At 72.2% G+C, this 23863-nt stretch carries 22 protein-coding genes; 8 read left to right on the top strand and 14 right to left on the bottom strand.

What is annotated here, in order from left to right; all coding sequences use genetic code 11:
• The first annotated feature begins 63 nt into the window (after positions 1-63).
• Complete coding sequence (locus tag Q5722_RS07640) at positions 64-1407, top strand: flavin monoamine oxidase family protein (protein WP_305027618.1); 1344 nt, start codon at positions 64-66, stop codon at positions 1405-1407.
• 12 nt (positions 1408-1419) lie between these two features.
• Positions 1420-2835 (top strand): aminobutyraldehyde dehydrogenase, encoded by a 1416-nt coding sequence (locus Q5722_RS07635; protein WP_305027617.1) that lies wholly within the window; start codon positions 1420-1422, stop codon positions 2833-2835.
• 2 nt (positions 2836-2837) lie between these two features.
• Here Q5722_RS07635 and Q5722_RS07630 read toward each other — a convergent pair whose 3' ends face one another.
• A complete protein-coding gene (locus Q5722_RS07630; protein ID WP_305027616.1) occupies positions 2838-3359 on the bottom strand; it encodes a TetR/AcrR family transcriptional regulator in 522 nt (173 codons plus the stop codon).
• A 122-nt stretch (positions 3360-3481) separates the two neighbouring features.
• Here Q5722_RS07630 and Q5722_RS07625 point away from each other — a divergent pair, with 122 nt between their 5' ends.
• A complete protein-coding gene (locus Q5722_RS07625; protein ID WP_305027615.1) occupies positions 3482-3808 on the top strand; it encodes a DMT family transporter in 327 nt (108 codons plus the stop codon).
• A gap of 11 nt (positions 3809-3819) precedes the next feature.
• On the opposite strand, the gene Q5722_RS07620 is transcribed toward Q5722_RS07625, so the two are convergent.
• From Q5722_RS07620 to Q5722_RS07605, 4 genes are read right to left on the bottom strand one after another with little or no spacing between them, the layout of a single operon-like run.
• On the bottom strand, positions 3820-5142 hold the full coding sequence (locus Q5722_RS07620; protein ID WP_305027614.1) for a cytochrome P450: 1323 nt from the start codon (positions 5140-5142) through the stop codon (positions 3820-3822).
• Positions 5142-7067, bottom strand: a complete 1926-nt coding sequence (locus Q5722_RS07615) for an acyl-CoA dehydrogenase family protein (RefSeq protein WP_305027613.1) — start codon at positions 7065-7067, stop codon at positions 5142-5144. The genes Q5722_RS07620 and Q5722_RS07615 overlap by 1 nt, the downstream gene beginning before the upstream one ends.
• Positions 7068-7074: 7 nt before the next feature.
• Positions 7075-8907 carry a peroxidase family protein gene (locus Q5722_RS07610; protein WP_305027612.1) on the bottom strand — a complete coding sequence of 611 codons (1833 nt, stop codon included), beginning with the start codon at positions 8905-8907 and terminating at the stop codon, positions 7075-7077.
• 54 nt (positions 8908-8961) lie between these two features.
• Entirely contained in the window at positions 8962-9600 is a 639-nt protein-coding gene (locus Q5722_RS07605; protein WP_305027611.1) for a hypothetical protein, read from the bottom strand.
• A 184-nt stretch (positions 9601-9784) separates the two neighbouring features.
• Here Q5722_RS07605 and Q5722_RS07600 point away from each other — a divergent pair, with 184 nt between their 5' ends.
• Positions 9785-10984, top strand: coding sequence for a PucR family transcriptional regulator (locus Q5722_RS07600; RefSeq protein ID WP_305027610.1), 1200 nt, complete (start codon positions 9785-9787; stop codon positions 10982-10984).
• 27 nt (positions 10985-11011) lie between these two features.
• Here the strand turns inward: Q5722_RS07600 and Q5722_RS07595 are convergent, their stop codons facing one another.
• Genes Q5722_RS07595 through gabT form a run of 4 tightly spaced genes read right to left on the bottom strand, consistent with a single transcriptional unit; the run spans position 11012 to position 15601 of the window.
• Positions 11012-11392, bottom strand: a complete 381-nt coding sequence (locus Q5722_RS07595) for a hypothetical protein (RefSeq protein ID WP_305027609.1) — start codon at positions 11390-11392, stop codon at positions 11012-11014.
• A gap of 5 nt (positions 11393-11397) precedes the next feature.
• Positions 11398-12897 carry an NAD-dependent succinate-semialdehyde dehydrogenase gene (locus Q5722_RS07590; RefSeq protein ID WP_305027607.1) on the bottom strand — a complete coding sequence of 500 codons (1500 nt, stop codon included), beginning with the start codon at positions 12895-12897 and terminating at the stop codon, positions 11398-11400.
• 44 nt (positions 12898-12941) lie between these two features.
• Positions 12942-14219, bottom strand: coding sequence for a Glu/Leu/Phe/Val family dehydrogenase (locus Q5722_RS07585; protein WP_305027605.1), 1278 nt, complete (start codon positions 14217-14219; stop codon positions 12942-12944).
• Positions 14216-15601, bottom strand: coding sequence for a 4-aminobutyrate--2-oxoglutarate transaminase (gene gabT / locus Q5722_RS07580; RefSeq protein ID WP_305027604.1), 1386 nt, complete (start codon positions 15599-15601; stop codon positions 14216-14218). Before gabT ends, Q5722_RS07585 begins: the two co-directional genes overlap by 4 nt.
• A 117-nt stretch (positions 15602-15718) precedes the next feature.
• On the opposite strand from gabT, the gene Q5722_RS07575 reads away from it, so the two are divergent.
• From Q5722_RS07575 to Q5722_RS07560, 4 genes are read left to right on the top strand one after another with little or no spacing between them, the layout of a single operon-like run.
• Complete coding sequence (locus tag Q5722_RS07575) at positions 15719-17203, top strand: PucR family transcriptional regulator (RefSeq protein WP_305027603.1); 1485 nt, start codon at positions 15719-15721, stop codon at positions 17201-17203.
• Positions 17204-17243: 40 nt separating this feature from the next.
• Complete coding sequence (locus Q5722_RS07570; protein WP_305027602.1) at positions 17244-17861, top strand: helix-turn-helix domain-containing protein; 618 nt, start codon at positions 17244-17246, stop codon at positions 17859-17861.
• Between the two features lies 1 nt (position 17862).
• Positions 17863-18531, top strand: coding sequence for an FMN-binding negative transcriptional regulator (locus tag Q5722_RS07565; RefSeq protein ID WP_305027601.1), 669 nt, complete (start codon positions 17863-17865; stop codon positions 18529-18531).
• Positions 18524-19408, top strand: a complete 885-nt coding sequence (locus Q5722_RS07560) for an EamA family transporter (protein WP_305027600.1) — start codon at positions 18524-18526, stop codon at positions 19406-19408. The genes Q5722_RS07565 and Q5722_RS07560 overlap by 8 nt, the downstream gene beginning before the upstream one ends.
• 29 nt (positions 19409-19437) lie before the next feature.
• Here Q5722_RS07560 and Q5722_RS07555 read toward each other — a convergent pair whose 3' ends face one another.
• Genes Q5722_RS07555 through Q5722_RS07535 form a run of 5 tightly spaced genes read right to left on the bottom strand, consistent with a single transcriptional unit; the run spans position 19438 to position 23791 of the window.
• On the bottom strand, positions 19438-20190 hold the full coding sequence (locus Q5722_RS07555; RefSeq protein WP_305027599.1) for a class II aldolase/adducin family protein: 753 nt from the start codon (positions 20188-20190) through the stop codon (positions 19438-19440).
• 19 nt (positions 20191-20209) lie between these two features.
• A complete protein-coding gene (locus Q5722_RS07550; RefSeq protein ID WP_305027598.1) occupies positions 20210-21154 on the bottom strand; it encodes an NAD(P)-dependent oxidoreductase in 945 nt (314 codons plus the stop codon).
• Between the two features lie 2 nt (positions 21155-21156).
• Positions 21157-21921, bottom strand: coding sequence for an amino acid ABC transporter ATP-binding protein (locus Q5722_RS07545; RefSeq protein WP_439652481.1), 765 nt, complete (start codon positions 21919-21921; stop codon positions 21157-21159).
• Positions 21918-22847, bottom strand: coding sequence for an amino acid ABC transporter permease (locus tag Q5722_RS07540; protein WP_305027597.1), 930 nt, complete (start codon positions 22845-22847; stop codon positions 21918-21920). The genes Q5722_RS07545 and Q5722_RS07540 overlap by 4 nt, the downstream gene beginning before the upstream one ends.
• Positions 22848-22873: 26 nt before the next feature.
• Positions 22874-23791: an ABC transporter substrate-binding protein gene (locus Q5722_RS07535; RefSeq protein ID WP_305027596.1), complete on the bottom strand. Its 918-nt coding sequence runs from the start codon at positions 23789-23791 to the stop codon at positions 22874-22876.
• Positions 23792-23863 lie beyond the last annotated feature (72 nt).

Raw genomic sequence — 23863 nt, 5'->3', positions numbered from 1 at the left:
CACATCGATGAGGCTTACGGTGGATCCAAGTTTGAACAGCATTCAAAAGATTGGGCATCGATCATGAAGAGCTACGACACCGTCGTCGTCGGAGCCGGCGTCACCGGCCTCACCGCCGCCTGGCGCCTCGCCGAGGCGGGCCAGGACGTCCTCGTCCTCGAGGCGCGGGACCGCGTCGGCGGCCGGCTGCGCACGGAGGATCACAACGGGTCCGACTTCGAGATCGGTGGTCAGTGGGTCTCGCCCGACCAGGAGGCGCTGATCGCCCTCCTCGACGAGCTCGGCCTCGCGACCTACTCCCGCTTCCGCGACGGCGACTCGCTCTACGTCGACCGCACCCGCACCGCCCGCCGCTTCACCGGCGAGGACCTCCCGGTGGAGGAGCAGACCGGCAAGGAGATCGACCGCCTGATCGGCGTCATCGACGACCTCGCCGCGCAGATGGACCCCGACCGCCCGTGGGAGCATCCGCAGGCCGCCGAGCTGGACCGGGTCAGCTTCGCCCAGTGGCTCGACGCGCAGACCACAGACGACGAGGCCCGCGACAACATCGCCCTCTACCTCGGCCCGGCGATGCTCACCAAGCCGACCCACTCGTTCTCCGCGCTGACCGCGGTGCTCATGTCCGCCAGCGCCGGCTCCTTCTCCCACCTCGTCGACGCCGACTTCATCCTCGACAAGCGCGTGGTCGGCGGCCTCGCCTCGGTGCCCGCCGCGCTGGCCGCCCGCCTCGGCGACCGCGTGCGCCTCTCGGCCGACGTCACCCACGTCGCCTGGGACGACGAGGGCGCGGTCGTCACGGTCGACGGCGAGCAGGTCGGCGCGCGCAACGTCGTCCTCGCGCTGCCCCCGACGCACGTCCGCCGGATCCGGATCACCCCCGGGCTCCCCGCCGAGCACCGCCACGCCCGCGAGCACCAGTCGTTCGGCCTGGTCATCAAGGCGCAGGTGGAGTACGACACCCCGTTCTGGCGGTCGGCGGGCCTGTCGGGCACCGGCTTCGGCCCGTGGGAGCTCGTGCACGAGGTCTACGACAACACCCTGCACGGCAAGGAGACCGGCACGCTCGTCGGCTTCGTCTCCGACGTCAACGCCGACGCCATGGGCCGTCTCCCCGCCGACGAGAGGCGGGCCGCGATCCTGCAGTCGCTCGCGGCGTACTTCGGCGACGCCGCCCTCACCCCGCGCACGTACGTCGAGAGCGACTGGCAGCACCAGGAGCTCACCGGCGGCGCCTACGCGACCAGCTTCGACGTCGGCAGCCTGACCCGCTGGGGCGCGAAGCTCCACGAGCCGGTCGGTCCGATCCGGTTCGGCTCCAGCGACGTCGCCGGCCTCGGCTTCCAGCACGTCGACGGGGCGGTGCGCATGGGCACCCGCCTCGCCCGCAACATCCTCGGCTCCTGAAAGGACACCACCATGATCAGCAACGTCATCGACGGGAAGGTCGTCCCGGCCGCCGACGGTCGCACCAGCGAGATCATCGACCCGCGCACCGGTGAGGTGCACGACACCGCGGCGCTCTCCGGCGCGGCTGACGTCGACGCGGCGTACGAGGCGGCGACGGAGGCCTTCCGCACCTGGCGCCGCACGACGCCGGCCGAGCGGCAGAAGCTGCTGCTCGCGCTGGCCTCCGCGCTGGAGGACCGGGCCGAGGACCTGCTGGCCGCCGAGGTGCGCGACACCGGCAAGCCGGAGGCGCTGACCCGCGACGAGGAGATCACGGTCGGCATCGACCAGCTCCGCTACTTCGCCGGCATGGCGCGGTCGCTCGAGGGCAGCGCGGCCGGCGAGTACCTGGCCGGTCACACCTCCTACGTGCGCCGCGAGCCGGTCGGCGTCGTCGGCCAGGTGGCGCCGTGGAACTACCCCTTCATGATGGCGATCTGGAAGGTGGCTCCCGCCCTGGCCGCCGGCTGCACCGTGGTGCTGAAGTCGTCCGACACCACGCCCGGCTCGGCCGCGCTGGTCGGGGAGATCGCCGCCGGCATCCTGCCGCCCGGTGTCCTCAACGTGCTCGCGGGTGATCGTGAGACCGGCAAGCTCGTCGTCGCGCACCCCGCGGCGGCGCAGGTCTCGATCACCGGGTCGACCGGCGCCGGCAAGCAGGTGGCGGCCGCGGCCGCACCGGACGTGAAGCGGGTCCACCTCGAGCTCGGCGGCAAGGCTCCGGCCATCGTCTTCGGCGACGCCGATCTCGACGCGACGGTCGAGGGCATCGTCGTCGGGGCGTTCTTCAACGCCGGGCAGGACTGCACCGCGGTGACCCGGATCCTGGCGCACTCCTCGATCGCCGACGCGCTCGAGGCGAAGCTGGTCGAGGCGATCGCGGACGTGACCACCGGGCCCGACGTGGAGGACCCGTTCTACGGCCCGCTCAACAACGCCCAGCAGCTCGACCGGGTGAGCTCCGTCGTCGCGAACCTGCCGTCACACGCTCGCGTCGTCACGGGTGGAGCCCGGATCGGTGAGAAGGGCTACTACTACGCGCCGACCCTCGTGGCCGGCGTACGCCAGGACGACGACGTGGTCCAGCAGGAGACCTTCGGGCCCGTCGTGACGCTGCAGACCTTCGAGACGGAGTCCGAGGCCATCGAGCTGGCGAACGACGTCGACTTCGGCCTCGCGTCGAGCGTCTGGACGAAGGACCACGGCACTGCCCACCGGTGCTCGATCGAGCTCGACTTCGGCTGCGTGTGGGTCAACACCCACATCCCGCTCGTCGCGGAGATGCCGCACGGCGGCTTCAAGCAGAGCGGTTACGGCAAGGACCTGTCGCACTACGGCCTGGAGGACTACACGCGCATCAAGCACGTGATGCACGCCCACGGCTGACGTCAGGCCAGCGCTGCCACCGTGTCGGCCAGGTCGGCGACGGAGCGGGCCCGCGCAGCCGGGTCGACGTCGAGGGGCAGGTCGAGCTGGAAGCCCATGAACGCGGCGTCGACCAGCTCGGCCGCCCGCGGCGCGAGGTCGTCGGCGACACCGGAGCGCACCAGGTGGGCGACCAGGGCGGCGGTCCACACGGCGTTGGCGGCACGGACCACAGCGGCATAGGGCTCCTGGCCGAAGAGGCCGAGCGCGGAGGCCTCGACGTAGATCCGTGTGCAGCGGTCGACGGGGTCGGACTGCACCGCGGCCCACAGGTTCTCGACGGCGGAGCGGAGGTCGCGCGACGGTGCCAGCGCGGCGATGCTCGCTGCGGCGCGGTCGTTGGAGCAGCGGAGCACGTCGGCGACGAGCTCGTCCTTGGTGCCGAAGTGGTACAGCAGCATGCGGTCACTGGTGCCGAGCTCGGCGGCGAGCGGGCGCAGGCTCAGGCCGATCAGCCCGTGCGCGAGCACGTAGTCCGTGGCCACCTCGGTCCAGGCGGCGCGGCGCTGCGGGTCCTTCGCGATGGTGACCTCCTCGTCGTCGTGCCCGAACTGTAGCAGGTGCTACAGTTCGGGTGTAGCACCTGCTACACGACGGGAGGACCACCATGTACGCCGCGTTCGCGCTGCTGATCGCCGCCATCGCCCTCGAGGTCGCCGCGACCTCCGCCCTCGCCAGGGCGGACGGCTTCCGCGACCCGGTCTGGACTGCGGTGGTGCTCGGTGGCTACGCCCTCTCGGCGTGGCTGCTCGCGCTGGTGATCCGGCACATGTCGGTCTCGATGGCGTATGCGATCTGGTCGGGTCTCGGCACCGCGCTCGTCGCGGTGATCGGTGTGCTCTGGCTCGGGGAGTCGCTCAACGCCGCGAAGGTCGCCGCCCTCGCGATGATCGTCACCGGCGTCGTGGTCCTCAACCTGCAAGGCGCGCACTGACGCGTTGGCGACTAGACGAGCGGGTCGAGCGCGAGCGTCGCGGCGTACACGTCCCAGCCGTAGGGCAGGGGCTTGCCGGCGTCGAGCGCGGTGCCGCGGGTGATCCGCGGGGTGACCTGCGCGAGCAGCCGGCCCAGGAACGCCTGGCCGAGGAAGATCGACAGCCCGTAGCCGGGGCAGCCCTGCGGCCCGTGGCTGAAGAAGTTGAACGACCAGTCCTCACCGGCCGAGCCCTCGCTCCACTCCTCCGGCGCGAACCGGTCCGCGAACGGCACCCGGTCGGGGTTGCGGTGGTTGAAGAGGTTGTGGATCAGGAGCTGGGTGCCGACCGGCGTCTTCTGGCCGTTGGTCCAGCGGTACTCCTCCGCCTGGACGCGGCCGAAGAGCGCGGTCGTCGGCCACAGCCGCATGGCTTCGAGGATGCACCCGGCGAGGTACGCCGACCCGGCAACCGCCTCGACCCCACCATCGCCGGCGCTCTCCGCACGCACCCGCGCGAGAGCGTCGGGGTGGGCCGAGAGGAGGGCGAGCGCGCGGTAGAGGTTGGTCGGGAGGGTGTCGCCCATCGCGAAGAGCCAGTGGATCAGCTGCCCGGGCACGTCGGTCTCCGCCGTGCTCGGAGCGCCAGCGACCAGACCGGTCAGTGCCGAGGCGTCGGGCTCCGCGACGTAGGCGGCGAGGCGTGCGTGGAAGGCGTCGTACCCCTCGGCGGGGGCGCCGGGCATCTTGTTGCCCGCCGCCATCAGCTCTCCGAGCGCATCGGTGAGCGCGGTGTCGTCGGCGGCCGCGTCGCCGAGGACGACGCGGCGGGTGAGCCGCTGGAAGGCGAGGTTGAGAGCCTCGTAGGTCAGCTCGCCCGACGTGGCGAGCGCATCGGCCTCCTCGGCGGCGATCGCGGCGAAGGTGCCGGCCAGCGAGTGGAGCGGCGAGGCGGTCTGGAGCACGGCCTCGGCGAACGCCCGTCGGTCCGCCCACAGGTCGCCGCGCGAGATCGTCAGCGCGGTCGGCTGGAACGCCGCCATGCCCTTGCGCTTCGCGTCGGGGTCGGAGGCGAACGGCGACGGGCTGCCACCGAGCACGATCCGGAGGTCGTCGGGGTGGGTGACCAGCAGCGCCTCGTCGCCGCCGACCCGCACCCAGAACGGGTCCGGGCCGTACTTCGCCGCGAGACCGGCGACCAGGCGGTGCGCGAGGGCGTCGGCGGGCAGCTTGCCGACCGTGCTGACGACTCCGGGACGCTTCTTGAAGAGACCCTGGACGACATTGGGGACGCCGACCTGGGCGGTGAACCGCACGCCTTCGACGATCGAGGCGTGCTTGAAGTCCAGGGCCATCAGATCTCCTGAGTGAGTAGGGGTTCGGGGACGCCGAAGGCGGCCACGAGGGTGAGGGCGTCGTCGCGGAGCTCGCGACACAACGTATCGACCGCACGGGTCACCGACTTGGCACGCTCGGTCGAGAGCCGGCCGTGCTCCATCCACCACGCCCGGTCGCGCTCGATCTCGGACAGCGCGTGCAGGTGACCGACCTTCGCGAGCAGGTCGCGCTCGGGGCCGGTGGGCATCGCCTCGACCTTGGTCAGCAGCGCCTCGAGCACGATCCGCTCGGCGTGGGCGGCCGCCGCGGCGAGCAGGTGGTGCTGGCACCGGCTGAACACCTCGGCCGGGTCGACGCCGGCGTCCATCCCGGCCTTCAGCCGGCGCGCGACGCTGCCGGTGATCCGCTCCTCGCGGGTACGCAGCATCCGGAGCTGGTACGCCGGGTCGAGCAGGTCGCCACCCGGCTCGCCCTCGTCGTGGCCGCGGGCCGCGTCGCGGACCCGCTCGATGACGGAGCGGGCGATCACCTTCTCGGCCAGCGTCTCGGCCGCCTCGCGCCCGATGTAGCGGGCCATCGCGACGCCGTCGAGCGAGCCGAACTCGTCCTTGAGGTCGGTCAGCCGGCCCTTGCCGACCAGCTGGAGCAGGATCGTGTTGTCACCCTCGAAGGTGGTGAAGACGTCGGTGTCCGCCTTGAGCGCAGCGAACCGGTTGACGGCCAGGTAGCCGGCGCCGCCGCAGGCTTCGCGGCACTCCTGGATCGTCCGCGTCGCGTGCCAGGTGGCCAGCGACTTGGTGGCCGCAGCCCGCGACTCGAGAGCGCGGCGGCGGCGTTCGGTCGTGGCGTCGCCGGCGGTGAAGACCTCGTGGAAGTCGCGGGCCAGCCGCTCCTGCGCGAAGTGCAGGGCGTAGGTGCGGGCGACCAGCGGCAGCAGCCGTCGCTGGTGCTGGCCGTAGTCGAGCAGGACCGTCTCGGGCTGGCCCGCCGCACCGAACTGGCGGCGCTCGGCGGCGTAGCGGGTGGCGATGGTGAGCGCTACCTTGCTCGCGGTGATGCCCGCCCCGCCGACGCAGACCCGGCCCTGGACGAGGGTGCCGAGCATCGTGAAGAAGCGGCGGTCGGGGTTCTCGATGGGCGAGGAGTAGACGCCTTCGGGGGAGACGTCGCCGTAGCGGTTGAGCAGGTTGGTCCGCGGGACGCGGACGCCGTCGAACCAGATCCGGCCGTTGTCGACGCCCTGCAGGCCGAGCTTGGTGCCGCAGTCCTCGATCCGTACGCCGGGCAACGTCGCGCCGCTCGGGTCGCGGAGCGGGACGAAGAGCGCGTGCACGCCGTGGCCGGTGCCGTCGACGACGAGCTGGGCGAAGACCGCTGCCGCCTCCGCGTGCCGCGCGGCGTTGCCGATGTAGTCCTTGCGGGCGTCGTCGTCGGGGGTGTCGATGACGAACTCGTCGGTGTCCGGGTCGAAGGTGGCGGTGGTCCGGATCGCCTGGACGTTGGAGCCGTGGCCGGTCTCGGTCATGGCGAACGAGCCGAGCAGGCGGGCGGAGGCGATGTCGGCGAGCCAGGCGTCGTGGTGCCGGGTGGTGCCGAGCTGGTGGATCGCGCCGCCGAAGAGCCCGAACTGGACGCCGAACTTCACCAGCACCGACAGGTCGCCGTACGCCAGGGTCTCGAAGGCGGCGACGTTGCCGCCGAAGTCCTCGCTTCCGCCGTAGGCGGCGGGGAAGCCGGAGGCCGTCAGCCCCCGCGCAGCAGCCTCGACCACGAGGTCGCGCACCCGGTCGCGGTAGGCGTCGCGGTCGAGCGACTCGGCCTCGACGTGGAACGCCGCGTGCTCGACGAGGAACTCCCGGGCCCGGGCACGCAACGCGGCGTACTCGCCGTCCAGGAGGACGGCGAGTACGCCGGCGTCTGCGCGCTGCTGCACGTCGGTCATCGGGGGATCAGCCCCACGGCAGATAGGCCTTCACGGTGTCGGCAGCGCGGAGGATCGTCGGCTTCTTGCCCGGCTCGGCGACACCGAGCTCGTGCCACGGGGCGAAGACCCGCTCCACGTCGCCGATGACCGTCTCGAGCTCGGGGTAGTGACGCAGGAGCACGTCCTTCATCGAGTTGTCGTTGACCCAGTCGAAGCCGGTCTTCGTGTAGGTCGCCGGGGTGAAGTCCTTGGTGAAGAACCGGTCGCTCTTGAGGCGGCGTGACGCCATCAGGATGAAGATCCGGAACGCCGTGTCGGAGAAGCCGAAGCCCTTGGGCGGCTGTTCGGCCTGCATGCCGATCTGGAGGTCGACGGCGTCGATGTCGCCGTTGTAGATCTCCGCGATCTCCTTGGCCCACTCCTTGTTGGGGGTGAGGTCGGTGAACTTCCTGCGCCGCGGCATGCGCAGCGCCTCGCGGAAGTCGTTGTAGCGCGGGACGCCGCGCTCGCGGTCACGCACGATGTCGAGCGTCGCGAGGTCGGTGACCTGGCCGTCGATGCGGGTCAGGTTGCGCAGTGCGTTGGGGTAGTTCTTCAGGCAGACCGCGCCGGCGCTCGCCTTGCCGATCGAGTACCACATGTCGCCCATCTCGAGGCTGTCCATGAAGTCCCGGGTGTACATGCCCTGGATGTCGGTGAAGTAGCGGTCGAACTTGTGCTCGCCGCTGGCCAGGGAGAAGAAGGACCAGTCGTCCGGGATGAGCGGGTGCATCCGGTAGACGGAGACGAACTCCTCGGTCAGCGAGAACGGCGCGGAGTGGTGGTCAGTCGAGGAGCCGACGATGCCGGAGAGGGCCTCGGAGTCACCGATCCGGCCGACCTTGTCGCGGAACGTCTCGCCCAGCGCGCCGTACCAGTTGGCGCTCATGCCGATCTGCAGCGCCGGGTGGCGCAGCACGCACGGCGTCCACTCGACCGTGTGGATCTTGGCGATCAGGGCCGAGACGACGAGGACGCCGAGCTCGAAGAGCCGCTGGTCGGAGAGGTCCGGGTGGGACTTCCTGATCGCGTCGACGACGGCGTTGTGCTCGCGCGCGAAGAGGGTGTGCAGCAGGCCCGGGCCGAACCAGTAGTTCTCCTGCATGCCGGTCAGGTCGACACCGGGGATGTCGCTCTTCGGCAGGCGCCCGTTGTCGTCGACCTTGATCTTGCCGTCCTTGAAGGTACGGATCGTCGCCTGCTTCTCGGCGCCGCTGCCGTAGATCTGCGAGCCGTCCCACCAGTGCGTCTCGGCGTTGGCGAAGACCGGTGCCGGGCAGCCGTCCTTGATCTCCCCGCCGTGCATCGGGAGGGTGTCGCGGATCCGCATGGGGTTCTCGGGGAAGTCGTCGCCCGGCTGCAGCGGGATCTCGATGAACCGCGTCGGGTCGCCGTTGCCGTGGAAGAACCAGTTGTGGTTCTCGAACTGCAGCCACGCGGCACCGAGCGCGTTGAGGATGCCGGCCGGCTTGAAGGTGTCGCGCGCCATCAGGCGCCGGCTGATCTCGCGCGGGTCGGGGTTGAGCAGGTTCTTGCGGTCGACGACGGTCTTCTCGATCGGCACGTTGCGGCCGAAGCCGGTGCCACGCGCACCCATGTGCGGGCAGCCGAGGTCGTTGAAGTCGCCCTCGGGCGTCCGCGCGCGGAGGGCTTCCTCGGGTGCCTCGCCGAGGTCCTTGTCGGGGCGGATGCCCTCGCCCTCGAACAGGTTCTTCTCGCGGAGGTCGTCGCGCTCCTTGGAGAGGGCCGCGAGCTGCAGGGTGAGCGAGGGGTGCTGGTACCACTGCAGGCCGAGCGGGTTGGGGATCTTCGGGCTCATCGGGGTCTCCTGGGGGCTGTACTCGGTCGGGCGGACGTGCGGGGGTGCAGGTGCTCAGGTGCGGAGCGCGAAGTAGCCGAGCTTCGCGTAGGAGCGCGTGGGCAGGCGGTAGAGGACCTTGCCGAGGTAGGCGCCGTCGACCAGCTCGACCAGCTCGTCGCGGATGCTCCGGATCAGCAGCCGCGGGTTGTCCTTGACGTCGGCGTAGTCGATGACCATCACCTCGCGGTCGGGGTCGTCCTTGCCCGACTCGACGTACGTCGTGAAGTTGAAGGCGACCTTGCCGGCGGGGGTGTCCTTCATGGAGTACAGCGGCCACAGCACCTTGCTGACCACGGTCGCCTCGTCCGTCATCCGGTTGTCGCCGGACTGGGTGTCGGCGTCGAAGCGCTTGCCCTCCCACGGCATCCACACCGACGTGAGCGCGGTGAGCGCCGCGTCGGTCAGCGCCGTGGTCGTGGTCAGCACGAGGATCCCGTCGGTCGGACCGTCGAGGCCCCGGGCAGGCGAGCCGGCCCGGAAGAGCTCGTTGAGCAGGGCGTCGGCCTGCTTGCGGTCGCTGCGACCGAGCTCCTGGAGCTCGAGGATCCGGTCCCACGCGGCGGCGGCCGCGTCGACGGGCCGGGTGCTGGCGAGCGCCCGCCACCGGGCGACCTGCTCCTCGGCGGTGAGGTCCGTGCTGTCGGTGTCCATGGGCGCCTTCCGGTGTGAGCGAGGAGTCCGAGAGGCGGCACAGCCGCGCTCATCGACAATAGGGAGCGCGGAGCACCATGAACAGATGTGACGCCGTTCACTTTTCACAACGGCACGGCACGTTGGCTGTGGATCGTGACAACGGCGTCCGTGCCGCCGGGCCGGGCTCGTAGCCTGTCGTGCCATGACCAGCCCGACCGATGCCGTCGACCCCGGACCAGGCCCCGTCGAGCAGCGGCTCGGCGGGCTCACCGCGGTCCTGCTCGGCACGCTGCGCGAGCGGAGCGTCGAGGTGGCGCACCAGGTGCGCGAGCGGATCGACTTCTACCGCGAGAGCGGCGTGGTGACCCTCGACGACCTGGCCGCGAGCTGCGAGGAGAACCTCCGGTTCGTCATCGACGGGCTGGCGCGCGGCGTCGTCGGCGACCCGGCGCCCGCCGCCGCGACCGGCGTACGACGGGCCGAGGCGGGGGTGCCGCTGCCGGCCGTGCTCGCGGCGTACCGGGTCGGGTTCCGGACGATGTGGGAGCACGTCGCCGACGAGTGCGCACGTCGGGGCATCCCGGCCGAGCTGGTCGTGGGCGCAGCGGCAGACGCGGTCGTCGCCAACGACGTCTTCACCGAGGCGATGTCGGCGGCGTACAACGCCACCCTGACCGCGCAGCTGGTCCGCCGGGAGGCGGAGCGGACGGCGCTCGTCGAGGCGCTGCTCAGCGGCACGGTGGTCGACCGCCGCACGCTCTGGGAGGTGGCCGACCTGCTCGGCCTGCCCGTGGCCGGCACCTACGTCGTCGCGGCCGCCGTCCTCCCGGCCCCGGGTCGCTCGGCGCTGGTGGGCGTGGAGACGGAGCTGGCGCGCGTCGGCTGCCGGTCGACCTGGCGCCTGCTGCCTGACGTCCAGGTCGGGATCATCGACGCCGGCACCGTCCACGTGGAGCGCGTGGTCGAGGTGCTCGAGGCCGAGGGACGTGCCCGGGTAGGGGTGAGCCCGGTCTTCGAGGACCTGACCGGCGCGGCCCGCGCGCTGGAGCTGGCGCGGCTCTCGGCTGCGGCGGCACCCGCAGCGGGTGGGGTGCTCCGCTTCGGCGACGACCCGGTCGGCATCGCGGTCGCCGCGAGCGGCGACGTCTTCGGCCGGGTCGCCGACGACGTGCTGGGACCGCTGGACTCCCTCGCCGAGGCCGAGCGCTACACGCTGCTGGAGACCCTCGAGGTCTGGGTCGAGGTCGGCGGCTCCGCCACCAAGACCGCCACCCGGCTCTCCTGCCACGCCAACACGGTGCGGCACCGGCTGCGCCGGTTCGAGGAGAAGACCGGGCGCCGGCTCGACCGGCCGCGCGACGTCGCGGCGCTCTGCCTCGCGCTGGAGGCGCGCCGCGACTGACGCGGGATCAGGCGGGATCAGGCGGGATCAGGCGGTGGCGAGCTGCTCCCGGCCCGACCGCTGGGCCGGCACGACACTCGGGGTGCCGGCGGGCAGCGCGCACGTCTGCCCGACAGCGCGGGCGACGAGCTGCGTCTCCGGCGTACCGGTCGAGGCGAGCGGGCGGAAGGTCGCGTCGTAGACGACGCGCTGCCAGCGGCTGCCCGCGTCGACGACGTGTGCCCGCACGTGCAGGGTGCCGGCCTCCTGCGGGAGGGCGTGGAAGCGGAGCGACGGGAAGCCCGCCGAGGCACCGGGGGCTCCGGTGCACTCGACGGCGACCCGGCGCCGCAGCAGCTCGAAGGCCTGGAGCACCGTGTCGCGGCGCAGGTCGTCGGCGGCGACGCTCAGGCGGTCGGTGACGTGCACGCGGATCAGCTCCAGTCCACGGAGAAGTACTGCGTCTCGGTGAAGGCACGCACGCCCTCGCGGGCGCCCTCGCGACCGATGCCGCTCTGCTTGTAGCCACCGAAGGGCGCGGCCGGGTCGGAGACGACACCGCGGTTGACGCCGACCATGCCGGCCTCGATCCGCTCGGCGAGCTTGAGCGCCCACCGCAGGTCGCGCGAGTAGACGTAGGAGGCCAGGCCGAACTCGGTGTCGTTGACCTGCGTGAGCAGGTCGGCCTCGTCGGTCCAGGTGACGATCGGGGCGACCGGGCCGAACGCCTCGGTGCGCACGATCTCGGCGTCGGCGGGGACGTCGACGAGCAGCGTCGGCGGGTAGAAGTGGCCCTCGAGCGGGCTGGTCCCGGCACGGTGGCTGATCCGGGCGCCGCGCGCGACGGCGTCCTCGACCAGCGCGGAGAGGTTGGTGACCGCCTTCGCCGAGATGAGCGGGCCGATCGCCGTGTCCTCCTCGAACGCCGACCCGACGTGCAGCGCCTCGATGGCGGCACCGAACTTCGCGGTGAAGGCGTCGGCCACGTCGGCGTGGACGTAGAACCGGTTGGCGGCGGTGCACGCCTGGCCGCCGTTGCGGAACTTGGCGATCATCGCGCCCGCCACCGCGGCGTCGAGGTCGGCGTCGGCGGCGACGACGAAGGGGGCGTTGCCGCCGAGCTCCATCGAGCTGTTGACCACGCGCTCGGCCGCCTGGCCGAGGAGCAGCCGGCCGATGCCGGTGGAGCCGGTGAAGGAGACCTTGCGGACCCGGGAGTCGGCGAGCCAGGTGCCGACGATGGCGCCCGGGTCGGTGCCGGTGACGACGTTGACGACGCCGGCCGGGACGCCGGCCTCCTCGAGGATCCGCGCCACGGCGAGCGCGGTGAGCGGGGTCTCCGTGGCCGGCTTGAGGACCACCGTGCAGCCGGCGGCGAGGGCGGGGCCGATCTTGCGGGTCGCCATCGCGGCCGGGAAGTTCCACGGCGTGACGAGGGCGGCGACGCCGACCGGGTGGCTGGTGACGATCGTGCGGGTGCCTCCGGCCGGCGACTCGGCGAAGTCGCCCTCGGGCCGGACCGCCTCCTCGGCGAACCAGCGGAAGAACTCCGCCGCATAGGTGACCTCGGCGCGGGCGTCGGCGAGCGACTTGCCGTTCTCCGCGGCGATCAGTGCGGCGAGCTCCTCGGAGCGCTCCACCATCAGGGCGAACGCCGTGCGCAGCGCCTCGGCGCGCACCCGCGGGGCCGTCGCGGCCCACCCGGGGAACGCCGCGGCAGCAGCGTCGACGGCAGCGGTGGCCTCGGTGGCCCCGCCGTCGGCGAAGGTGGCCAGGTGGTCACCGGTGGCCTTGTCGAGCACGTCGAAGGTGGCACCCGATCCGGCGGCGAGTCCGGCGCCGGCGATGTGCTGGCCGTGCTCCGGGTCGAGGCGGGTGATGGTGGCGTGGACCGAGGCCGGCACGAGGCCGGTGCGGCTGGGGGTGATCGTCATCGGGAAGTCTCCGGGTTCGGGGCGGGAAGGGACAGGTCAGACCGTCACGGGTAGAGGCCGCGCTGCAGGTGGGCCTGGGCGACGCGCTCGACGGCCAGGACGGTGGCGGCGTCGCGCAGCGGCAGGTCGAGGCGGCGCGCGGCTGCGTTGACGTCGCGCCAGGCGATGTCCATGCGAGCGGCGAGGCGGGACTCCACCTCGTCGGCCGACCACCAGAACGCCTGGCTGCTCTGCACCCACTCGAAGTAGGAGACGACCACGCCACCGGCGTTGGCCAGGATGTCCGGCGCGACGAGGATGCCGTTGCGGCGGAAGACCTCGTCGGCCTCCGGGCTGGTGGGGCCGTTGGCGCCCTCGACGATGACCTTCGCCTTCACACGCTCGGCGTTGCCGGCGTGCAGGACGCCCTCGACCGCGGCGGGCACGAGCAGGTCGACCTCGAGCTCGAGGATCGCGGCGCCCTCGAGCTCGTCGGACCCGGCGAAGCCGACGACGGAGCCGGTGGCCTCGACGTGCGCCTCGAGTGCGGGGATGTCGAGTCCCTTCTCGTCGGCGATCGCGCCGTACTGGTCCGACACCGCGACGACCTTCATGCCGGCCTCGGCGAGGAAGCGGGCGGCGTACCGGCCGACCTTGCCGAAGCCCTGGACAGCGGCGGTCGCGCCGGCGACCGTGATGCCCCGGTCGGCGAGCGCGGCGAACGCGACGTGGGCGACGCCGCGCGAGGTAGCCGTGGCCCGGCCCAGGGAGCCACCGAGGCTGATCGGCTTGCCCGTGGTGACACCGAGGACGGTGTGGCCCTGCTGGACGGAGTAGGTGTCCATCATCCAGGCCATCGTGCGCTCGTCGGTGCCGATGTCGGGCGCCGGGATGTCGCGCTCGGGTCCGATCAGCGGGGAGATCTCGGAGGTGTAGCGCCGGGTCACACGCTCCAGCTCGGGCTGCGAGTGCTCGCGCGGGTCGATCCGTACGCCGCCCTTCGCGCCGCCGTAGGGCACGTCGAGCAGGGCGCACTTCCAGGTCATCCACATGGCCAGCGCGCGGACCTCGTCCAGCGTCACGTCGGGGGAGTAGCGCAGGCCGCCCTTGGCCGGGCCGCGGGAGAAGTTGTGCTGCACGCGGTGGCCGATGAGGACCTCCGAGGTGCCGTTGTCGCGCCGCAGCGGGATGGAGACGGTGACCTCGCGGCGCGGCGTGGCGAGCATCGAGAAGAGGCTCTCGTCGTAGCCGAGCACGTCGGTGGCGGTCTTCAGCTGCGCCCGTGCGTCGGCGAGGACGGAGGCGCCCGGCGCGATGGCCGGCGCGTCGGCGACGGCGGTCACGCGGTCACCTCGAAGACCTCGTCGAGCACGTCGCAGGCGTCCTCGAGGAGCGCGTCGCTGATCGACAGCGGCGGCAGGAAGCGGAGCACGTTGCCGTAGGTGCCGCAGGTGAGGACGACGACACCGCGCTCGTGGGCGGCCGCGGCGACCCGCTTGGTGAGGTCGGCGTCGGGCTCGGTCGTGCCGGCCTTGACCAGCTCGACCGCGATCATCGCGCCGCGACCACGGACGTCGCCGACCCGGGCGTCGCGCTCCTGGAGCGCGTGCAGGCGGCCCTTCATCAGGTCGCCGATCTTCGCGGCGCGCTCGACCAGGCCCTCGGACTCGATCGTCTCGAGGACGGCGAGGGCGGCGGCACAGGCGAGCGGGTTGCCGCCGTAGGTGCCACCCAGGCCGCCCACGTGGGCGGAGTCCATGATCTCGGCGCGGCCGGTGACCGCGGAGAGCGGCAGCCCGCCGGCGATGCCCTTGGCGGTGACGATCAGGTCGGGCACGACGTCGTCGTGCTCGACGGCGAACATCGCACCGGTGCGGGCGAAGCCGGTCTGCACCTCGTCGGCGACGAAGACGACGTTGTTGGCCCGGCACCACTCGGCCAGGCCGCGCAGGAAGCCGTCGGCCGGGACGATGAAGCCGCCCTCGCCCTGGATCGGCTCGATCACGATCGCGGCCAGGTTGCCCGCGCCGACCTGCTTGTCGATCTGGTCGATGGCGCGGGCGGCAGCAGCGGCCCCCGAAACAGGACCGTCGGCACCGGCGTCGCGGTAGGGGTAGGAGAGCGGGACGCGGTAGACGTCGGAGGCGAACGGGCCGAACCCGTCCTTGTACGGCATGTTCTTCGCCGTCATCGCCATCGTCAGGTTGGTGCGGCCGTGGTAGGCGTGGTCGAAGACGACGACGGCCGTCTTGCCGGTGTACTTGCGGGCGATCTTGACCGCGTTCTCGACGGCCTCGGAGCCGGAGTTGAAGAGCGCGCTGCGCTTCTCGTGGTCACCGGGGGCGACCCGGTTGAGCGCCTCGGCCACCTCGACGTACCCGGCGTAGGGGGTGACCATGAAGCAGGTGTGCGTGAACGCCGCGACCTGGTCCTGGACCGCCTGGACGACCTTGGGCGCGGCGTTGCCGACGGTGGTGACGGCGATGCCGGAGCCGAGGTCGATCAGCGAGTTGCCGTCGACGTCGACGAGGACGCCGCCACCGGCCGCGGTGACGTAGACCGGCAGCGTGGTGCCGACGCCGGCGGCGACCGCGGCGCTCTTGCGGGCCTGCAGCTCGAGCGACTTCGGGCCCGGGATCGCGGTGACGAGACGCCGCTCCTGGGGAAGGGCGGGGCCGCCGGTGGTGGCGGCCGGCGAGGTGGCCTCGGGGGTGATGGTGGTCATGGCGTCCTCCGCGCATTCGACGTCTGGGGTACGCCGTCGACGCTAGGCCTGGTCGGGCAGGCCAAGGCATGGCAGATCCGCACATTCTGAATATGCTCCCTGTGCGAGACTGGCACCATGGCCACGCTCGCCCGCCTGCTCGACGACCGCTCCCTCGGCCTGGTGCCCGTCGTCGACCGCCGCCGCGGGGAGAACGTGCGCTGGGTGGCGACCAGCGAGCTCGACGACCCGGCGCCGTTCCTCGAGGGCGGCGAGGTGCTGCTCACCACGGGCCTCGAGACCGCGGCCTGGTCGGAGGAGTGGGACGGCTACGTGCGACGCCTGGCCGACGCCGGCGTCGTCGCCATCGGCGTGGCCGTCGGCCTGACCTATGCCGCGGTACCGGACGCACTCGCCCGCGCGTGCCGGGGACATGGCGTCGACCTCTTCGAGGTCCCGCGTGACACGCGCTTCGTCGCGATCAGCCGGGCACTCGCCGCCCTCCTGCAGCAGGAGGACGACGCGGCCACGCGCGCGGCGCTGGAGTCCCAGCGCGCGCTCACCCAGGCCGCGCTGCGCGAGGACGACCCGGCCGCGCTGGTGCGCGAGCTGGCCGGGGTCGGCGGCCTCGCCGCCGTGGTGGGTGCCCGTGGTGGGCTCGTGCTCGGCCCCTTCGGCGACCGCGCGGACCTCCTCGACCTCGCGCAGGTCGACGACGCCGTCGTGAAGATGCGGCCGCAGGGGCTTCGCGCTGCTGCGAGCCTCTCCTCCCCGGCCGGCACGCTGCTCGTGCAGCCGATCGGGGTCAGCGACCGTCCGACGCAGTACCTCGTCGCGGGCTTCGCCGGCCGCGTGACCGAGACCGAGCGCAGCACGGTCGCCACCGCCGTCGCTCTGCTGGGCCTGGCCGAGCAGCGCCGCCGCGCGAGCCGCGAGACCGACCGGCGCCTGCGGACGCGAGCCGTCGAGCTGCTCGCGGCGGGCGACCTGCGGACCGCGGCGGTGCTCCTCGGTGCCGGCTCCGGCCCGCGGCCGCGGCTGCCGCGCACTCCGGTCGTGCTCCGCTGTCGTGGCACGCTCCCGCGGCTGGAGGACGGGCTCGAGCTCCTCGAGGGAGTCCCCGCGCTGGCGGCGATCGCGCCCGGTGAGGTCGCGGAGCTGGTCGCCGTCGTCCGGGCGGCCCATGCGACCGAGCTCGCGGACCGGCTGAGGCTGACCGGCCTGCGCGTCGGCATCGGCGAGCCCGTACGCCGCGAGGAGCTGCGCACCAGCCACGTCACCGCGGGTGAGGCGCTGGCGCTGACCTCCTCGTCGGTGCCGGTCGCGGCCTGGGCCGACCACGTCCGGGGTGGCGTCCTCACGCTCCTGGAGGGCGGTCGCGCCGAGGCGTTCGCGTCGTCCTGGCTCGCTCCGCTCGACGGCGACGAGGTCCTGCTCGACACCCTCGACAGCTTCCTGCGGCACCACGGGTCGGTGCTCAAGGTCGCCGACGACCTCGCCGTCCACCGCAACACCGTCCGCCACAGGGTGCAGCGCCTCGAGGAGCTGCTCGGCCGCTCGCTCGCCGATCCCCAGGTGCGCGTCGACGCGTGGGTGGCACTGCGCGCGCACCGCGACCGATAACCCATTTGCAGTGCACTGATCGCGCACTATCGTGCACTGCATGGATGACAGCACCACGGCCCTCGCCCAGGCCATCGGCGCGCGCGTGCGCCACGAGCGCACCTCACGCGGCTGGACGCTCGACCAGCTCGCCGAGGCGGCCGGGCTGAGCCGGCGCATGGTCGTCAACGTCGAGCAGGGCGCGGTCAACCCGAGCGTCGGCTCGCTGCTCCGGCTGAGCGACGCGCTCGGCATCGGGCTGCCCGCGCTCGTCGAGCCGCCGCAGCACCGCACGGTCAAGGTCGTGCGCAGCGGCGAGGGCGCCGCGCTGTGGAGCGGCGACAACGGAGGACGCGGCGTGCTCGTCGCCGGCACGCAGCCCCCGGACGTGGTGGAGCTGTGGGACTGGGAGCTCCGGCCGGGCGAGCGCCACGAGAGCGAGGCGCACACGGCCGGCACCCGCGAGCTGCTCCAGGTCCACGCGGGCCGGATCGTGGTGACCGTCGGCGACGAGGAGGTCGGCCTCGGCGAGGGCGACGCCCTCACCTTCGCCGGCGACGTCCCGCACGCCTACGCCCACGAGGCGGGCACACCCGCACGCTTCTCCCTCGCGGTCTTCGAGCCCGGCGTAGGCGTGACGCGGACCGCCGAGCCCGCCACCCACGGAGAGGGGAGCTGACGTGCTGGTCCACCCCTGGGACGCCGCGCTCGAGCCGGCCGAGTGGCAGGCCTGGCTGGCCAGCCGCGACCGCTTCGGGCTGCTCGCGGTCAACAACTCCGACCCCGCGCAGGCGCCGGTCACCGTGCCCACCCACTTCACCGTCTCCGGCGACGAGCTCGTGCTCCACCTCGCCCGGCCCAACCCGGTCTGGAGCCACCTCGCCGCCAGCACCGAGGTCCGCCTCACCGTCATCGGCGACTACGCCTTCGTGCCGTCGTACTGGCGGGCGGGCGAGGGCACTCCCGAGGAGGAGGGCGTCCCGACGAGCTACTACGCCTCCGTGCAGTTCGTCTGCACGCCGACGGTCGTCGACGACCCTGCCGGGAAGGCCGCGATCCTCACCGCGCAGATGGACGACCTCCAGCCCGAGGGGCGCCACGCGGCGGTCAGTACCGAGGAGGCGCCGTACGCCCGGATGCTGCCGGGCATCCGTGGGCTGCGGCTCACGCCGGTGCGGGTCGAGGCGAAGTTCAAGTACGACGATCACAAGCCGGCCGCCCTGCGCGAAGACGTCGCGCAGCGACTGGAGGAGCGCGGCACCGGCCTCGACCGGGCCGCGGCGCGCCAGCAGCGGAGGCGGCTGGCCGAGGCGGGCGAGTGGGAGAAGCGGCGGAGCGGTCATGCGTGAGCCCCGCCTCGACGTCGTGCCGCCGTGGGCGCTGGCGGTGTCGGCGATGTTCTCGGTGCAGCTCGCCTCCGCGCTCGCCGTGCCGATGATCGGGGAGATCGGGGCGCCGGGCACGGCCTGGCTCCGGCTCGCCCTGGGCGCGGTCGTCTTCGTGCTGGTGCAGCGGCCGCCGCTCGGTCTGCTGCGCAGGACCGACGTGCCGGTCGTGGTGGCCCTCGGCATCGCCACCGGCGTCATGACGGTGGCGTTCATGGAGGCGCTCGACCGGATCCCGCTCGGCATGGCCGTGGCGGTCGAGTTCCTCGGCCCGCTCACCGTCGCCGCCGTGCGCAGCCCGCACCGCCGGGCGCTGGTCTGGCCCGCCCTGGCCCTGGTCGGGGTGGTGCTCATGACCGAGCCGTGGCGGGGGCAGGTGGACGTCGCAGGCCTCGGCTTCGCGGCGCTCGCCGGCGGCGGGTGGGGCGGCTACATCCTGCTGACCCAGCGGATCGGTGACCGGTTCACCGGCATCGGCTCGCTGTCGATGACCGTGCCGATCGCGGCGCTGACGGTCGCGGTGGTCGGCGTACCCAAGGCGGCTGCCCACCTGACGCCGGCCCTGCTGGCCGAGGCCGCGGTGCTGGCCCTGCTCATGCCCGTGCTGCCCTTCGTCCTCGAGCTGCTGGCGCTGCGGCGGATGACCCACACGGCGTTCGGCACGCTGATGGCGCTCGAGCCGGCGATCGGCCTGGTGTGGGGCGCGGTCCTGCTCGACCAGACACCGTCGGTCGGCCAGCTGGTCGGCATCACCGTGGTGGTGCTCGCCGGTGCAGCGGCGCAGCGCGGCGGCCGGCGCACCTCCGCGGAGGCGGCGCTCACTGACGTCCAGCCGGTCTGAGGTCGGAAGACCTCCGACCGCCCGGCCGGTCAGTCGCGGAAGTCCGGACCGATCCGCTCGGCCTGGCGGTAGAGCGCCTCCCACGCGAGGTCGAGCGCCATCGTGTCGACGAAGTCGTCGCCCTCGGTGTCCTGGCCGACGAGCTGGGCCGCGGTCCGGGTCGCGAGCTCGTCCGACGGCAGCACCAGCTCGGCGCCGCCGGCGAGCGCGTCGACCTGGATCTGGCAGGCCTTGTCGAGGTTGATCATCCGCAGCAGCGCCTCGCCCGGCGTACGCCCGACGGTGAGGAGACCGTGGTTGCGCAGGATCATCACGTCGTTGTCGCCCATGTCGGCGACCAGCCGCTCCTGCTCGTCGAGGGAGAGGGCGACGCCCTCGTAGTCGTGGTACGCGGTGCGGCCGAAGAACTCCATGCTGATCTGGTTGATCGGAAGCAGGCCGTGCTTCTGCGCGGCCACCGCGCACCCGGCGCGGGTGTGCGTGTGGAGGATGCACAGGGCGTCCTCGCGCGCGGCGTGGATCGCCGAGTGGATGACGAAGCCGGCCGGGTTGACCGGGTACGGCGACTCCTCGACCTTCTCGCCGGAGACGTCGATCTTCACCAGGTTCGAGGCGGTGATCTCCTCGAAGAGCAGGCCGTAGGGGTTGATCAGGAAGTGGTGGTCCGGCCCGGGCAGGCGCAGGGAGATGTGCGTGAAGATCAGGTCGGTCATCCGGTAGTGCGCGACGAGGCGGTAGACCGCCGCCAGCTGGCAGCGCAGGTCGTACTCGGTGGCGTCCATGGCGTGCTCCTCGGGAGGGTCAGGAAACGGGGTGGGTGACGGCGCCGGTCCGCAGCCAGGCGACGACGTTGGCCGCCTGCTCGACGGCGTAGCCGCGCTCGGACTCGGCGGAGAACCAGCCGACGTGCGGGGTGAGGAGTACGTCGTCACGGCCGGCGAGCGGGTGGCCGGGCGACGGCGGCTCCTCGTCGAGGACGTCGAGGGCGGCACCGGCGAGGTGGCCGCTGTCCAGGGCGCGGGCGAGCGCCGCGGAGTCGACGAGGCCTCCGCGCCCGACGTTGACCAGCCAGGAGCCGGGCTTCATCGCGGCGAGGAAGGCGTCGTCGACGAGGTGGTGGGTCTCGCCCGACAGGGGCAGGTGGAGCGAGACGACGTCGGAGGTCGCGGCCAGGTCGTGCAGGTCCGCGAGGGAGGCAGTACCGGGCAGGGAGCGACCGCTGCGCGACCAGCTCAGCAGAGACCCGACGTGGCCGCGCGCGAGGGCGGCGTACCGCTCGGCGATACGGCCGGTGCCGACGACGCCGACGGTCAGGTCCGAGAGACGACGCGGCGCGAAGCGGGGCCGGTCGAGCCATGTCGCCGCGGTGGCCCGTCCGTAGAACGGCAGCTGCCGGACCAGCGCGAGGCTGAGCGCCCAGGCGTGGACGGCGACCTCCTCGGTCGCGACCGGCGGCAGGTGCGCGACCTGGACGTCGGCGCGGGTGCATGCCGCGAGGTCCACGTTGTCGTGGCCCTGCGACATCAGCGAGATGACGCGCAGCGCGGGAAGCGCGCGGAGCACCGCGTCGTCGACCCGGCCGTAGCCGACCAGCAGTGCCACGGCCTCGGGGGCGGCGGCCGCCAGGTCCGACGGCTCGTCGGACCCGGCGACCACGACCCGGAAGCCGGCCGCCTCGAGCGTGGCGATGCCGGGCCCGAGGTCGTCGTCGAGCGCCGCGTAGACCGCCACCGGCCGCTGGTCCATCCTCAGAGGACCTTGGAGAGGAAGGACTTCGTCCGCTCGTGGCGGGGGTTGGTGATCACCTGCTCGGGCGAGCCGGCCTCCACGACCACGCCGCCGTCCATGAACACGACCGTGTCGGCGACCTCGCGGGCGAAGCCGATCTCGTGGGTGACCACGATCATCGTCATGCCCTCCCTGGCCAGGTCCTTCATGACGTCGAGGACCTCGCCCACGAGCTCCGGGTCGAGCGCCGAGGTGGGCTCGTCGAAGAGCATCAGCTTCGGCTTCATCGCCAGCGCGCGGGCGATGGCCACGCGCTGCTGCTGGCCGCCGGAGAGCTGGCCCGGGTAGTTGTCCACCCGCTCCGACAGGCCGACCCGGTCCAGGAGCCTGAGTGCCTGGTCGCGGGCCTCCGCCTTCGCGACGCCACGGATCTTGACCGGCGCCTGCATCACGTTCTCGAGCGCGGTCAGGTGCGGGAACAGGTTGAAGCGCTGGAAGACCATGCCGATGTCGCGGCGCTGGGCGGCGATCTCCTTCGGCTTCATCTCGTGCAACTTCTCGCCCACCTGGCGGTAGCCGATGAGGTCGCCGTCGACGGAGAGCCGGCCGGCGGTCACCTGCTCGAGGTGGTTGATGCAGCGGAGGAACGTCGACTTGCCCGAGCCCGACGGACCCAGCAGGCAGAAGACCTCGCCGTTCTTCACCTCGAGGTCGATGCCCTTGAGCACTTCGACGTGGCCGAAGGACTTGTGGACGTTCTCGGCCTTGACCATGACGGCGCTCATCGGAGGCCTCCTTCGGCGTTGCGCAGGAAGAACAGGCGGGTGATGCCGCCGGTGCGGGTCGTGACGGCGTGGCTGCCCTTGGCGTACTTCTTCTCCAGACGCGACTGGAGGGTGGTCAGGACCGTGGTCATGACGAGATACCAGAAGCTGGCGACCAGGTACATCTCGAAGAGGGTGAAGTTCTTGCTGCCGAAGTTGTAGGCCTCGGTGAAGAGGTCCTGCGCGCCGATCGCGTAGACGAGGGCCGTCGTCTTCAGCATCGTGATGACCTCGTTGCCGGTCGGCGGGACGATCACGCGCATCGCCTGCGGGAGGACGATCAGCCGCATCGTCTTCGGACCGCTGTAGCCCAGCGCGTGGGCCGCCTCGGTCTGGCCGGGGTCGACCGAGAGGATGCCGCCGCGCACGATCTCGGCCATGTACGCCGCCTCGTTGAGCGCCAGCGCGAGCAGCGCGGCGCCGAAGGGGCTGATCAGGTCGTTCGTGCTCGCGCTGAACGAGCCGATGCCGATCGTCGGGAAGACCAGGCCGAGGTTGAACCAGATGACGATCTGCACCAGCACCGGCGTGCCGCGGAAGATCCACAGGTAGCCGGCGCTGACCGTGCGCAGGACCGGGTTGCCCGAGAGGCGCATGACCGCCAGCAGGATGCCGCCGATGACGCCGGCGACCATCGAGAACGCCGTGAGGGCGAGCGTGATGCCGATGCCGTGGAAGATCTCGGGCCGGAACATGTAGTCGCCGACGACGTTCCACTGGATCGCATCGTTGGTGCCGACCGACCAGGCCAGGCCACCGACGACCGCGATGACGACGACGGCGGTGGCCCACTGGCCGTAGTGGCGGATCGGGACCGCCTTGATCGGCTCGGGAGCCCGGGCGGCAGCGGGCGCCCCCGGGGTCTCGAGCGAGGACGTGGTGCTCATGGCTGCTGGGTCCTTGGGTGTCGGGGTCAGTCGACCGCGCCGTTGACGGCGGGCGCGTCGACCGCGCCACCGCTCAGCGAGTACTTGGCGAGGATCTCGTCGTACGCACCGCTCTTGATGACCTCGGCGATGGCTGCGCTGACGGCGTCGCGCAGCTGCGTGTCGGCCTTGGTGAAGGCGATGCCGACCGGGGTCGGGAGCAGGGCCTCGGAGTTGGCGATCTCGAACTGGTTGCCGCCGCCGATGTTCTTCACGTTGTAGGCGCCGACCGCGTCCTGGGTGAACGTCGCGTCCGCGCGGCCGGTCTGCAGCTGGAGGAGGGCGTCCTTGTCGGTGGGGAGCGCGGTCACCTTGATGGCGTTGCCCGCGCACTCCTTGTCGTTGAAGCCGTCGAGCATCTTCAGCTGGGTCGAGCCCTTGAGCACGGCGACCGCGCGACCGCAGAGGTCGGAGACACCGCCGATGCCGTCGGGGTTGCCCTTCTTCACGACGATGGCCTGGCCGGTCATGAAGTAGTCGACGAAGTCGTACTGCTTCTCGCGGACCTTGGTGTCGGTGACGGCGGCCTGGATCATGTCGAAGCGGCCGGCGTCGAGCGCCGGGAGCAGGCCGTCGAAGGCGATGTTGGTGTAGACGAGCTTGACGCCGAGCACCTGGCCGATCGCAGCGGCGAGGTCGGGGTCGAGGCCGACGATCGTCTTGTTGTCGTCGGCGAGCGACTCGAACGGCGGGTACTGCGCCTCGGTGCCGACCTTGATGACGCCGGCCTTGCGGATGTCGGCCGGCAGCTTGGCGTTGAGGGCCGCGTCCTGCTTCTGCGTCGCGATGGAGGAGTCGGCCTTCGGGGAGGCGGAGTCGCTGCTGCCGCACGCGGTGGCGAGGGCGCAGGTGGCCGCCGCGGCGGCCAGCAGGGCGACGGGGCGGCGGCTGAGGAGCGGGTTCATGCGGGTTCACCTCGGGGTGTCGGGGATGGAGCCGGGGGCGGTGCGGGTGCCGAGAGCGGGGACCGGACAGCG

This window comes from Nocardioides jiangxiensis (assembly GCF_030580915.1).
GTDB classification, from domain to species: domain Bacteria; phylum Actinomycetota; class Actinomycetes; order Propionibacteriales; family Nocardioidaceae; genus Nocardioides; species Nocardioides jiangxiensis.
This window is presented reverse-complemented; position numbering and strand designations above follow the sequence as displayed.

Coding starts and splice junctions, on each gene's coding strand:
- Q5722_RS07605 (WP_305027611.1), bottom strand. CDS start 9,600: ATGGACACCGACAGCACGGACCTCACCGCCGAGGAGCAGGTCGCCCGG.
- Q5722_RS07555 (WP_305027599.1), bottom strand. CDS start 20,190: ATGGACGCCACCGAGTACGACCTGCGCTGCCAGCTGGCGGCGGTCTAC.
- gabT (WP_305027604.1), bottom strand. CDS start 15,601: ATGACCACCATCACCCCCGAGGCCACCTCGCCGGCCGCCACCACCGGC.
- Q5722_RS07570 (WP_305027602.1), top strand. CDS start 17,244: ATGGATGACAGCACCACGGCCCTCGCCCAGGCCATCGGCGCGCGCGTG.
- Q5722_RS07635 (WP_305027617.1), top strand. CDS start 1,420: ATGATCAGCAACGTCATCGACGGGAAGGTCGTCCCGGCCGCCGACGGT.
- Q5722_RS07640 (WP_305027618.1), top strand. CDS start 64: ATGAAGAGCTACGACACCGTCGTCGTCGGAGCCGGCGTCACCGGCCTC.
- Q5722_RS07625 (WP_305027615.1), top strand. CDS start 3,482: ATGTACGCCGCGTTCGCGCTGCTGATCGCCGCCATCGCCCTCGAGGTC.
- Q5722_RS07545 (WP_439652481.1), bottom strand. CDS start 21,921: ATGAGCGCCGTCATGGTCAAGGCCGAGAACGTCCACAAGTCCTTCGGC.
- Q5722_RS07600 (WP_305027610.1), top strand. CDS start 9,785: ATGACCAGCCCGACCGATGCCGTCGACCCCGGACCAGGCCCCGTCGAG.
- Q5722_RS07540 (WP_305027597.1), bottom strand. CDS start 22,847: ATGAGCACCACGTCCTCGCTCGAGACCCCGGGGGCGCCCGCTGCCGCC.
- Q5722_RS07615 (WP_305027613.1), bottom strand. CDS start 7,067: ATGACCGACGTGCAGCAGCGCGCAGACGCCGGCGTACTCGCCGTCCTC.
- Q5722_RS07620 (WP_305027614.1), bottom strand. CDS start 5,142: ATGGCCCTGGACTTCAAGCACGCCTCGATCGTCGAAGGCGTGCGGTTC.
- Q5722_RS07610 (WP_305027612.1), bottom strand. CDS start 8,907: ATGAGCCCGAAGATCCCCAACCCGCTCGGCCTGCAGTGGTACCAGCAC.
- Q5722_RS07575 (WP_305027603.1), top strand. CDS start 15,719: ATGGCCACGCTCGCCCGCCTGCTCGACGACCGCTCCCTCGGCCTGGTG.
- Q5722_RS07535 (WP_305027596.1), bottom strand. CDS start 23,791: ATGAACCCGCTCCTCAGCCGCCGCCCCGTCGCCCTGCTGGCCGCCGCG.
- Q5722_RS07590 (WP_305027607.1), bottom strand. CDS start 12,897: ATGACGATCACCCCCAGCCGCACCGGCCTCGTGCCGGCCTCGGTCCAC.
- Q5722_RS07560 (WP_305027600.1), top strand. CDS start 18,524: ATGCGTGAGCCCCGCCTCGACGTCGTGCCGCCGTGGGCGCTGGCGGTG.
- Q5722_RS07550 (WP_305027598.1), bottom strand. CDS start 21,154: ATGGACCAGCGGCCGGTGGCGGTCTACGCGGCGCTCGACGACGACCTC.